This window comes from Rhizobium sp. NZLR10 (assembly GCF_019685125.1).
Classification (GTDB): Bacteria; Pseudomonadota; Alphaproteobacteria; order Rhizobiales; family Rhizobiaceae; genus Rhizobium.
Map to the genome: position 1 here is coordinate 1 of NZ_JABDWE010000012.1, position 11920 is coordinate 11920.

General features: G+C 62.0%; 10 protein-coding genes and 1 pseudogene. 6 read left to right on the forward strand and 5 right to left on the reverse strand.

From position 1 onward, the window contains the following. Positions 1 to 151, forward strand: a pseudogene (locus HJB82_RS18430) (sugar ABC transporter ATP-binding protein); the annotation flags it as partial. A 7-nt stretch (positions 152 to 158) separates the two neighbouring features. Here HJB82_RS18430 and HJB82_RS18435 read toward each other — a convergent pair. The 3 genes from HJB82_RS18435 to HJB82_RS18445 form a co-directional block, all read right to left on the reverse strand. Next, entirely contained in the window at positions 159 to 2405 is a 2247-nt protein-coding gene (locus HJB82_RS18435) for a glycoside hydrolase family 2 TIM barrel-domain containing protein (protein WP_207581915.1), read from the reverse strand. 263 nt (positions 2406 to 2668) lie between these two features. Next, positions 2669 to 3667: a LacI family DNA-binding transcriptional regulator gene (locus tag HJB82_RS18440; RefSeq protein WP_207581914.1), complete on the reverse strand. Its 999-nt coding sequence runs from the start codon at positions 3665 to 3667 to the stop codon at positions 2669 to 2671. A 9-nt stretch (positions 3668 to 3676) separates the two neighbouring features. Next, the gene (locus HJB82_RS18445; RefSeq protein ID WP_221140923.1) at positions 3677 to 4684 is read right to left on the reverse strand and encodes a Gfo/Idh/MocA family protein; all 1008 of its coding nucleotides are present in this window, start codon (positions 4682 to 4684) and stop codon (positions 3677 to 3679) included. Positions 4685 to 4886: 202 nt separating this feature from the next. On the opposite strand from HJB82_RS18445, the gene HJB82_RS18450 reads away from it, so the two are divergent. From HJB82_RS18450 to HJB82_RS18470, 5 genes are all read left to right on the forward strand, one after another. Beyond that, on the forward strand, positions 4887 to 6179 hold the full coding sequence (locus HJB82_RS18450) for an ABC transporter substrate-binding protein (RefSeq protein ID WP_221116577.1): 1293 nt from the start codon (positions 4887 to 4889) through the stop codon (positions 6177 to 6179). A gap of 120 nt (positions 6180 to 6299) precedes the next feature. Then, a complete protein-coding gene (locus HJB82_RS18455; RefSeq protein WP_221116578.1) occupies positions 6300 to 7187 on the forward strand; it encodes a carbohydrate ABC transporter permease in 888 nt (295 codons plus the stop codon). A gap of 1 nt (position 7188) precedes the next feature. Then, positions 7189 to 8100, forward strand: coding sequence for a carbohydrate ABC transporter permease (locus HJB82_RS18460; RefSeq protein WP_207581910.1), 912 nt, complete (start codon positions 7189 to 7191; stop codon positions 8098 to 8100). Between the two features lie 19 nt (positions 8101 to 8119). Further along, positions 8120 to 9202, forward strand: a complete 1083-nt coding sequence (locus tag HJB82_RS18465; protein WP_221140925.1) for an ABC transporter ATP-binding protein — start codon at positions 8120 to 8122, stop codon at positions 9200 to 9202. A 19-nt stretch (positions 9203 to 9221) separates the two neighbouring features. After that, on the forward strand, positions 9222 to 9971 hold the full coding sequence (locus tag HJB82_RS18470; RefSeq protein WP_221140927.1) for a ThuA domain-containing protein: 750 nt from the start codon (positions 9222 to 9224) through the stop codon (positions 9969 to 9971). A gap of 38 nt (positions 9972 to 10009) precedes the next feature. On the opposite strand, the gene HJB82_RS18475 is transcribed toward HJB82_RS18470, so the two are convergent. Continuing rightward, positions 10010 to 10921: an SMP-30/gluconolactonase/LRE family protein gene (locus tag HJB82_RS18475; RefSeq protein WP_207581907.1), complete on the reverse strand. Its 912-nt coding sequence runs from the start codon at positions 10919 to 10921 to the stop codon at positions 10010 to 10012. Between the two features lie 94 nt (positions 10922 to 11015). Then, positions 11016 to 11837, reverse strand: a complete 822-nt coding sequence (locus HJB82_RS18480; protein WP_207581906.1) for an SDR family oxidoreductase — start codon at positions 11835 to 11837, stop codon at positions 11016 to 11018. Positions 11838 to 11920: the final 83 nt, after the last annotated feature.

The following is an 11920-nucleotide window of genomic DNA, read 5'->3' on the forward strand; positions in this document are numbered from 1 at the left end:
CACCTTCGCCGTCACCAAGCTCGGCGGCAAATCCGTCGTCGCCCGCCTGCGCGCCGATGCCGGCATCGCTCCGGGACAGACAACTCGCCTTGCCTTCAATCTCGACAAGGCCGTGTTCTTCGATCCGGACAGCCAGGTGCGGATCGGGTGATCAGTCGTCAGGCCGCGGCCGTCACGCTGAAGGTTACCGGCTCGAAACGCGAGGAGACCGCTTCGACGGTGATCTCGCCCACCATCCCGGTCGCCTCCAGCCAGAAGCCGGCGGTGCCGCCCTGCAGCGGCACATTGGCCGGGCCGACGACCCTTGCAGGTCCATGCACCTTCAGCGAAATCGTGTCGTTCATGAAGGGCAGGCGCTGGCCGCACTGGTCCAGTGCGCGGATGATGACGCGGGTGCTGTCGCGTTCGCGGGCTTTCAGCGTCGAGCTGTCGGCGACGATTTCCAGCGTGGTCGGCAAGGGATCGGCCGCCAGCGTCAGGCTGGCCACCGGCTCGCCGGCGATATAGCCGGTCAAGGTGCCGTCGATCCATTCGAGACCCCAGGTGCCGAGTTCATCCGTGGTGAAGTGCCGATGGTCGAGCACGACGGGCGGATGCGGCAGATGCGGATAGTTTTCGCGGTCCGGACCGATGCGCTTGCTGAGCACGCCGTATTGCAGCTCCACCTCGTCGCAATTGGTCAGGATGATCAGCGGCAGCACGCCGCCGATATTGCGTTCGCCGCGCGCCCAGAAGGTCGCCGGCTTCATGACGATCTCTTCGGACGGGTCGCACTGGCTGATATAGGCATAGGCGGCGAATTTCGGCTCGCGGAACATGTCCATGACGCCGTGATAGCAGATGCGGTCGCCGGAGCCGAAATCCTTGTGGGTGTTGTAATCGAACATGCACCAGCCGATGGCGCCGGAGATATCCGGATCGCCATAGGCGGCGTTCAGAACGTCGAGGTGGCGGCGCACATGCTCGGCCTGGCGCTGCTCCTGGTCATAGATCTTCGTCGGGTGCATGTGGCCGTTGAACTCGGTGATGAGGTACGGCACCTTGCGGGACAGGCCGGTATTTTCCTCCTGGCCGCGCAATGCAGTGCGCGGGCGGTTGGCGCCCGGCAGTTCCTCGTTACCGAGGATGAAGTCGTTCATCGTATAGACGTCCTCGAGCAGCTCGCTCTCGGTGATATAACGCACGCCGCCGGTCTGGCGGGTGCTGTCGAGTTCACGGGCGAGCCGGTTGGTCTCGGCGTAGAAATCGTGATCATCCTGCGATTCGTTGATGCGCACACCCCAGATGATGATCGAGGGATGGTTCCAGTCGCGCTCTATCATGCGGCGGACGTTCTCGATCGATTCCTTCTGCCAGTCGGCATCGCCGATATGCTGCCAGCCGGGGATCTCCTCGAAAACCAGCAGGCCGATCGCATCGCAGCGGTCGAGGAACCATTTCGATTGCGGATAATGCGAGGTGCGGACGATATTGCATTTCAGCACCGACTTCATGATGTCGGCGTCGCGCTCCTGGGCCGACCGGCCGGCGGCATAACCGACATAGGGGAAGGCCTGGTGGCGGTTGAGGCCGCGCAGTTTCAGCGGCTTGCCGTTTAAGAGGAAACCTTCCGGGGTGAATTCGGCGGTGCGGAAGCCGAAGCGGGTGGAGAGACGGTCGGAGCCGTGCTCGGTCCTCAGTTCGACGGTGACCTCGTAGAGCGTGGGATCGGTAATGTCCCAGAGGGCGATGCCGGTGAGACCGCCGAAGGAAAGCCTGGTGCGGTCGCCGATCGTTTCGGTTGCTGCGGTGGCGATCACCGCGCCGTCTGCCTGCTTCAACGTGGCGGTGACGGTCGCCGAGAAGCTGCGCTCCTCGGGATTGGCGATATCGACGCGGATGGTTGCCGACTTCTCCGAGGCGAGAACGTCTGTGGTTTCGATCTTGAGATTGCGAATCGAGACGGGGTCGGTGACTTTCAGCCAGACGTCGCGATAGATGCCGGCATAGGTGAGATAATCGATGCGGCCGCCAAACGGCGGGATGGCAGGGTTTTCGCTGCCGTCGATCTTGACGGTCACGAGGTTCTTCCCCTTGAGGAGCTTGCCGGTGAGGCGTGCCTCGAAGGGAGTGTAACCGTCCTTGTGGGCGATGATTTCTTCGCCGTTCAAATAGACAACGCTGTCTGCCATGGCGGCGTCGAAAACGAGCGAGACCTCGCGGCCCTCGAATTCAGGCAGCCAGCGCAGCACCTTCTGATAGGTGAAGGCGCGCTGATAGCTGGTCTCGTCGAAGTAGTTGAAGGGCAATTCGACGGCGGTATGGGGCAGGCTGACCGACCTGGCGGCATCGAAGTTTTCGAGCAGGCGCTGGCCGAAGCCCTCGTGGAAACTCCAGCCTTCGTTGAAGGAAACGACGGACCGCATCTCAGGCTCTCCCGGTCATGGCTTCGGGAGCGGCGCGGCGCCTTTCGGCGCGTGAAAATCGGGTCATCGGCTATTCCTCCGTGATGCAATAAGGTGCGAGCCAAATTAAAGAATTAGAGCATGATGTTGTCCGAAAACCGCTCACACTTTTCGGCATCATGCTCTGAAGCGAGTCACATCGAATCTCTTTCATGCGACGCGCTTTAGCTTTTTTCATGCCTGTCGTCATCCTGAACCGCTTCACGCTCGGCTACGAACATGCATCAGGCGGTCGAGCCCCAGCGCGCGGTGCAGGTGAGCGTGATGTTGTGCGGGCCTTCGATCTCGGCGTCATGGCGTTCGATCAATTCGACGACGGCATCGATGAAGGCGATGTGGTCGAGGCTCAGCGTGGTGAGGTCATTGCAATCCCAGGCGGCCATGGCGATGCCATCCTGGCCGACGATGGCAATATCGTCCGGCGTGTTTCTGCCGAGCACGCGGCGGGCGGCATCACGTGCGCCGATCGCCATGACGTCGTTGCCGCAGATGATGGCGTCGACCTTGTCACGGTGCAGCAGCAGCACCGCTTCCTTGAAGCCGGAATCATAGGAATAGTCGCCAAAGGCCTGCGCCTCGAAGGCCAGGCCGCGCTTAGCCAGCGCATCGGCAAACCACTTGCGCCTGAGCTTGTCGATCCAGCTTGAAGTGGTACCGGCGAGGTAGGCGAAGCGCTTCTTGCCGTCGCGGACAATCTTGTCGATGATCTCGTCGGCGGCCGCAGAGCCATCGATGCGGATGCTGGAGACATTCTCGTTTTCGAGCGGCTCGAAGGAGACGATGATCGGCTTGGTCGTGTGGAAGATATCGACGGCGTCCTGCATCGATACCATGTCGGAGAAGACGACGACGTGATCGACCTGATAGGTGGAGGCAAGACGCATCAGTTGCAGCCGGTCGGCGTGGTCGGCGCAGCAAAGAATGATCGGCAGCAATTGCCGTGCCTGTAGGCGGTGGACGAGAAGCTGCTGCTCCTCCGCCTCGCATGGGTTGCCGATCGCATTGACGACCAGGGCAACCAGACGCGAGCGCTGGTTGTTCAGCGAGCGGGCGATCGCATTCGGCTGGTAGCCATGTTCACGGGCGACGGCGAGGATGCGGTCCCGGGTGGCGCTGCCGATACGCGAATCCGGCGAGAAGGCGCGGGAAACGGTGGCGGAGGAGACGCCGGCGAGCTTTGCCAGTTCCTTCGAGGTGATCCGCCGTCTGTTCATTCCGCTCATCTTCAGCGCCTATCGGGCGGCGATCCTGACGGAAGCGCCGTCGGCCGCTGCCGATTCCTTAATTGCATCCCATAGCCTAGCGAATCTGAGGCCCATTTCAACGGAGCCGGAGTTTTCCATCTTTCCCTCGCGAATGGCGAGGAAATTCTTCATCGGATTGCCGAGAATCTCGGCCTCCTCGCGCGGCTCGGCTTTGCTGCCGACACCGATCTCGCGCCAGCCGCCCCAGGCGTCGATGCGTACGATCGCCTTCGAATAGAAGAAGGTGATGTAGGAAGCGCAGCCGGGAGGGCCTTCGCCGGCGGCGGTCAGTGTCGCCAGCGCGCCGTTCTTCAGCCGGGCGGAGACGGCGGTGGCGATATCCACCTGTCTGCCATGGTTGTTCATGTAGGCCGACACGCTGTCGAAATCTGAATTGGCCAGCAGGCAGACGGTGTTCATCATGTGGGCGCCGGTATCGAACATGAAGCCGCCGCCCGATATGGCAGGCTGCTGCTTCCAATGGCCGTGATAGTTGGACGACCAGCTTTCCCAGATCATGCCCGATATGGCGATCAGCGCGCCGAATTCGCCAGCGAGAGCTCGCCGGCGGGTGTCCAGTACCAGCGGCGACAGGCCGCCCTGGAAGGCGGTGACGATGGTGACGCCGCTTTTCCTCTGGGCGGCGATCAGCCTCTCGGCCTCGGCGACCGTCGTCACCATCGGTTTTTCCAGGAAGAGGTCGAGGCCGGCCTCGGCGACGGCGGTTGCCTGTTCGGCGTGGAAGGCATGCGGGGTGGAGACGTAGATAATGTCGAGTTCACCGCGGCACTCGGCGAGCATCGGGCGATAGTCCTCGAAGCTCTTTGGCTCGGATGTGCCGGCGGCGAGACAGACGTCGATCAGGCGCTGACGCGAAGCCGCCGTGGTGTCGGCGAGCGCTGCAAATTCGATCTCCGGCATCCTCACCCAGCTCTCGGCATACTCCGCCGCCTTCAAGCCGGCGCCAATGACGCCGAGGCGTAGTTTCTCAGACATGAAATTCCTCCTCGGATGCATTGTGCACACGATTACACAAGTAATGCAGTTATCGCAAGACTTATAATAGTCTGTAAAATCAATGAATTAAATTTTACGCTCGAGTCTTTTCAAAAACGCCTTGCGACTCATTGGAATACGTGTACATTTTCACAGCCGGTGCTGGAGGGCGCCGTGTGTCTGAAAGAGGGAGGATTTTTCGTTGAAGAAAACGGTTCTTGGTGGCCTGTGGGCCATTTTGCTCAGCGCGGTTTCGACCCTGGCGCAGGCTGAGACAATCCGAATTGCAAATCATGGTCAGGCCGGCATCGATGCGATGAAATCGACGGTCGAGCGGATCGAAAAGAAATATGGGGTGACCGTCGAGGTCATCGAATATCCGGCGCCCGACAAGGACTACCTGACCAAGCTGCTGACGGAGCTCGGCGCCGGCAACGCGCCCGACCTGTTCTCTATCCCGACGACGGCGGCCGTCGCCGACATGGTCGAAGCCGGCTACCTCACGCCTGTTACCAAGGCGTTCAAGGCCTGGGACGGCTATGCCAACCTCTATGACGTCGCCAAGGAGCTTGCCGTCAGCCCCGATGGCGAAACCTATGTGATGCCGTTCATGCTCGGTATCCAGGAAATCTATTACCGCAAGGACGTTCTCGAAAAGGCCGGTATTTCAACCGAACAGCCGAAGACCTGGCAGGAGCTTCTCGACCGCGCCGCCGAGATCAAGCAGAAGACCGGTGCCTACGGCCTGCTCTTCCCGGCCGGCGTCTCCTGGGGAAGCGGCGCTTTCGACGAAGGCTTCCAGCACCTGCTCGTCGGCTCGAAGACGCCGCAGCTGGTCGATGCCGACGGCAAGCTCGATCTCAATGGCGAAGGCATCAAGGATGTCTTCAACGTCTACAAGCAGCTGATCGATAAGGATCTGATGCCGACGCAGCCGCTGCTCGGACCGGAACCCTGGGTCGTGCCGAAGTACCAGATGTTCCCGGCCGGCAAGCTTGCCGCGACCACCTGCGGTTCCTGGTGCTACATTTTCGACTGGGGCCGCGAAAGCAAGAACCCGATCCCCGAGGTGACCAAGGTTGTGGGAACCTGGACGGTGCCGGGCCAGAGCAGTGGCCAGTATGTGCTCGCCAACCTCGCCGCGCCGTGGGCCGTCAATTCCAAGTCGGCCAATACCGAACTGGCAATCAAAGCGCTAATGGAGATCGGCTCGATCGAGACGCAGGTTTCCTATGCCGCCCGCATCGGCAACATTCCGGCCAGCAAGGATGCGGCCAAGAATGCCGACTTCCAGAAGCTGACGGAACTGGTTCCGATCCATGCAGCGGCCGGAAACGGCGTCTTCCTGAAGCAGGCCTCCGGTTTCGGCACGGTCTCTGAAGGTGTCGCGCGCGCCACCGAAGCATTGCTGCGCAAGGAAACCGATGCCGCCGGCGCCCAGAAGATCCTTGTCGACTACGTCAAGGAAACCCTCGGCGACGACATGGTCAAATAAGCTGGCCTTTTTACCTCGGGAGCGGGGACGCGGCGTCATCGCCCGCGTCTTCCCGCGTTCATTCGATAGACCGGTTCATACGACAAGGCCGGATTCACATGACAAGGTTTGTGAGCTTCCATGGCCCGAAACTCTCATGAAAGGCGCGCTGAGCGGCAATGGCTGCTGATCCTGCTGCCCTCGCTGGTGCTGCTTCTGGCCTTCGTCATCTACCCGGCCATCTATTCCATCTATCTGAGCTTCACCAACGAGGCGTTGACCGGGGCGGCAGCACTTCGGCCTCGCTTCGTCGGGCTCCGCAACTATACCAGGCTGTTCAACGACGCGAAATTCTGGAACTCCCTGTTCGTCACCTTCGTCTTCGTCATTGGTTCCGCAGTGGTCGGCCAGTTTGCGCTCGGCCTGATTTCGGCAATCGCGTTGCGCCGGCCGATCCGTTTCCGGCGGGTGTTCTCGTCGATCATCCTGCTGCCGAATGCCGCCCCCGAAGTGGTCGCCGGCTTCATGTGGATATCGATGCTGGCGGGTGGCGACAATGCAACGCTCAGCCGCATCGTCAGCGTCTTCGGCATCACGCCGGCCGACTGGCTGCAGGTCTTCCCGCTTTCGATGATCATCATCGTCAACACCTGGCGCGGCATCGCCACGGCAATGATCCTGCTGACCGCGGGCCTCAGCACCATTCCGGCCGAAATCTACGAGGCGGCGCGCATGGACGGCGCCACGCCGTCGCAGATGTTCCGCCGCATTACCCTGCCGCTGATGATGCCGACGATCCTGCTCTACATGCTGATCTCGGCCGTTTCCACTATCGCCGTCTTCGGCCTCGTCTACGCGCTGACGCGCGGCGGACCCGGCGGCGCCACCGAGGTCGTCAGCATTTACATCTACAACCAGTCCTTCACGTCGTTCCAGCTGGGATATGGCGCCGCAGTCGCGGTCGTTGCGCTCGTCATCTCGCTGGTTCTCGGCATTGCCTATGTCCGGGCGATGAAAGTGGAGGTCTGACATGGCCGTCGTTTCCCCAAGCGAGACCGCCAACAAGGGCCGCTCCGACCTCATCGCCTATGCGACGCTGTCGCTGATCTCGATCTTCTGCGCCGTGCCCTTCTTCTGGGTACTGCTCGCCTCGCTCGACGGCAATGCGCAGCTCTTCCTGCATTGGCCGGAGCAATGGACGTTCGCCAACTACGTGAAGGTCTTCACCAAGGAGGATGGGGCGAAGTGGCTGTTCAATTCGCTCTTCGTGGTCGGCGGTGCGACGCTGCTCGTCATGGTGCTTTCCGGGCTCGGCGGTTATGCGCTGTCGCGCACCCGGGCCTGGTGGAAGCTGCCCTTCCTCTATGCGATCCTGCTCATCCGCGTGCTGCCCCCGACCGCACTCGTCGTGCCGCTCTACAAGTTCCTGCTGACGCTGAACAATGCGGAAGCGGCAGTCCTCAGGCCAATCTTCGGCAGCTATGCCCGCGACATCATGCGCTGGACCGGCTTCATCGACGGTTATCTCGGGCTCATCCTGGTGCTGGCGACGATGCAATTGCCGCTGGCGCTCTGGATCATGAAGACTTTCTTCGACGGCTTGCCGCGGGATTACGAGGAGGCGGCGCTAATGGACGGGGCAACACTGATCCAGCGTATCCGCCGGGTGCTGATCCCGCTGGCGCTGCCGGGGCTGGCTGCGGCCGGGCTGTTCGCTTTCATGTCGGCCTGGGGCGATTTTCTGCTGCCGCTGATCTTCCTGTCGTCGCCGGAGCTGCAGACGCTGCCGCTCGGTCTCTTCCGCGCCTTCCTGCGTATCAACGAGATCGACTACGGACTGCTGACGGCGCTGGCATTCATCTACCTGCTGCCTGCCGTCATCGCCTTCAGCTTTGCCCGGCGCTTCCTCGTCCAGACATTTTCGGGCGGCGTGAAGGGCTGAGATCCAGAAAGAGAAACGGATGATCAATCTCAGAAACGTTCGCAAATTCTACGGCGCGCTCGAGGTCATCAAAGACGTCGACATCACCGTTGAGGACGGCGAATTCGCCGTCTTCGTCGGCCCCTCCGGCTGCGGCAAGTCGACGCTGCTGCGGATGATCGCCGGCCTCGAAGGCATCGACGAGGGCGACCTCATCCTTAACGGCAAGCGCATCAACGACGTGCCGCCCGACAAGCGCGGCATCGCCATGGTGTTCCAGTCCTATGCGCTCTATCCGCATATGAGCGTTGCCGAAAATATTGGCTTCTCGCTCAGCCTGAAGAAGGTATCGGAGGCGGAGATCCGCCGGCAGGTGGAGGGCGTCGCCGAGATCCTGCAACTCACCGACTATCTCGACCGGCGCCCGGCCGCCCTTTCCGGCGGCCAGCGCCAGCGCGTGGCGATCGGCCGCGCCATCATCAAGAAACCGGCGTTGATCCTGTTCGACGAGCCGCTGTCGAATCTCGATTCGGCGTTGCGCGTGCAGATGCGCGCCGAGCTGCAGCGGCTGCACCGCGAGCTGAAAGCAACCGTCGTCTACGTCACCCACGACCAGGTGGAGGCGATGACGATGGCGGACCGCATCGTCGTGCTGAACAAGGGCCTGGTGGCACAGGAGGGGGCGCCGATGTCACTCTACCATCAGCCGCAGAATGAATTCGTCGCGACCTTCATCGGCTCGCCGAAGATGAACGTCATTCCGGTCACGGCGACGCGGGCTTCGGCGGGTGTCCTGCATCTCGACAGCCCGATCGGGCTGTCGTTCGATCTTGCCGACACGGGTGGCGCGGTGCCGCAGGGCGAGGCCAGGCTCGGCATTCGGCCGGAGCATCTGAGGATTGCACCAGAGGGGCAGGGACATTTCACGGCCGATGTCGTCATCGTCGAGCGCTTGGGCGTCGAGACCTACATGACCGTCGGCTCGCCGCAGCAGCCGATCGTCGTGCGCGCCGAGGGCGATATCGCGGTGCGGCCGGGCGATCGCGTGTCGCTGGCAGCCGATCCTGCCGCTTGCCATCTGTTCGATTCCGCCGGCCGGGTCACCCGTTCGCCTTCCGTCTAAAAACAACACGAGGAATGCCATGACAATCAGGGTCACCATCTGGAACGAGGGGCGCCACGAGCAGCTCCACAGAGAAGTTCAGGAGATCTATCCCGATCGTATCGACGGCGCGATCGCCGCCGGCATCGCCCATACGGATTTCGAAATCCGACGCGGCACGCTGGATGATCCCGATGAAGGCCTGCCGGACAGTGTGCTCGATGATACCGACGTGCTGCTCTGGTGGGGGCACATGGCGCATGAGGAGGTGAGCGACGGGCTGATCGACCGCGTGCAGCAGCGCGTGCTGAAGGGCATGGGCCTGCTTGTGTTGCATTCCGGCCATCATTCCAAGCTGTTCCGCCGGCTGATGGGCACGAATGCCAACCTGTCCTGGCGCGAGACGCCTGATGGAGACCTGGAGCGTGTCTGGGTGGTCAATCCCTCACATCCGATCGCCGAGGGGCTGCCGCCCTATTTCGAGGTCAATGCCTCGGAGATGTATGGCGAGCCCTTCGACATTCCGCAGCCGGATGAACTGGTTTTCATCTCCTGGTATTCCGGCGGCGAGGTTTTTCGCAGCGGCTGCACCTTCCAGCGTGGGCGTGGGCGCATCTTCTTTTTCAGTCCCGGCCACGAGACTTATCCGATCTATCACGACAAGATCGTGCACAAGGTGATCTCGAACGGAATCCGCTGGGCGCAGCAGAAGCATCGCGACGGCCGAATCCTGGAAAACTGGCATCGTGCCGAGCCGCTGCACGGCAGGCCGGACGGGGTGAAGGCCTGATCTTATGCCATGGGCCGGCGCCGGCAGGGCGCCGGTGCCTACGGATATTGGGCGCCGTTGGTCTTCGTGTAGATCGAATAGACCGAGCGTGTCGCGGTGATGAAGAGCCGGTTTTTCTTGGGGCCGCCGAAGGTGAGGTTGGACACAGTCTGCGGCACCCTGATCTTGCCGAGCAGCGCACCATCGGGCGAAAAGCAGTGCACGCCGTCGCCGGCACTCGTCCACAGATTGCCGCTGAGATCGAAACGGAAGCCGTCGGGATGGCCGGCTTCGATGCTGCAGAAATAGCGGCTATTGGCGACCTTCCTGCCGTCAATGACGTCGAAAACTCTTACATGGCACGGCACTTCATGTTTTGCCGAACCGGAATCGGCAATATAGAGCTTCGTCTCGTCGGGCGAGAAGGCAAGGCCGTTCGGCTGGATGAAGTCCTCGACGACAGCCTCGATCGCGCCGCTTGCCGGGTCGATCCGGTAGACGTTGCGGGTTGGCTGCTCGGGCTCGCCCTTATGGCCCTCGTAGTCCGACAGGATGCCGTAGGTCGGGTCGGTGAACCAGACGCCGCCATCGGAATGCACGACGACGTCGTTCGGCGAGTTCAGCCGCCTGCCCTTGTAGCTGTCGGCGAGAACGGTGATGCTGCCGTCCGTCTCGGTGCGGGTGACGCGGCGGCGGCCATGTTCGCAGGAGACCAGCCGGCCCTGCCGGTCGCGGGTATTGCCGTTGACGTAGTTGGAGGGCGAGCGGAAGACCGAGACTGTCCCATCCGGTGTCCAGCGCATCATGCGTTCGTTCGGGATATCGCTCCACAGAAGGCAGTTGAGGTCGGAAAACCAGACCGGGCCTTCCGTCCAGCGGCAGCCGGAATAAAGCTCCTCGAGCGCGGCGCTGCCGATGACCAGAGCGCCGAAACGTTCATCGCGAATGTCGTAAAGCGGATTGTCGGCCACGCCAGTTTCCTCCTGAATGCTGTCGCCTTCTTCCTAGCTACAAACGCGGACAGGTGCCAGAGCCCGCCAATTGAAATGCCGAGCGCTTGCTTCTTTAAAGCGCCGCGACCGGATGCGGCGAGCCGTCATAAGCACCCCAGATCGACTGGTCGAAGCAGATGACCGAGCCGGTCATCAGGCCGGATTCGGCCGATGACAGATAGGCGCAGGCGCGCGCCACCTCATGCGGGTCGACGAGGCGACCGAAGGGCTGGCTTGCTGCCGCCTTCTCCAGCCAGTCGGCGGGCGCGTGGTGAAATTCGCGCTGGATCCGATCCTCACCCTCGGAAGCCATCCAGCCGATATTAAGGCCGTTGACGCGGATACGGTTGCGCAGCAGCGCATAGGCGGTGTTCTTCGTCAGCGTTTCCAGCGCGCCCTTGGAGGCGCAATAGGCGGCGATGAAGGGCTGGCCCGCCTTGGCCGACATCGAGCCGATATTGACGATGGTGCCCTCGATCTTTTCGCGACGCATGACCTTCACCGCTTCCTGCATCAGGAAAAACGGCGCACGCACATTGACCGCGAACATGGCGTCGAAGAGTTCAGGGCTGGTATCGAGAATAGTGCCGCGGTCGGTGATGGCGGCGGCATTGACCAGCGCGTCGACACGGCCGAAGGCCTCATCGCAGGCACGCACGACATTCTGCGCATCCTCGACCTTGCCGAGATCAGCTCCGACGTAGAGGACCCTCACGCCCGTCGCAGCCGAAATCTCTGCGGCCTTCGCCGTGCCCTTGGCTTCGTTGCGGCCGCAAATGACGATGCCTTCCGCGCCGCGTTCGGCGAACAGACGGGCGATGGTCGCGCCCAACCCTTGCGTGCCGCCGGTGACGATAGCGATCTTGCCGTCGAGGCGGCCGTGATCCGTGCTCATGTGGTTCCTCCTTGGTGATGATATGCGAATGGCCTTCCGCGGGTGCGGGAGGCTCATATGTCAATGCGGATGAGCGGCTTTCA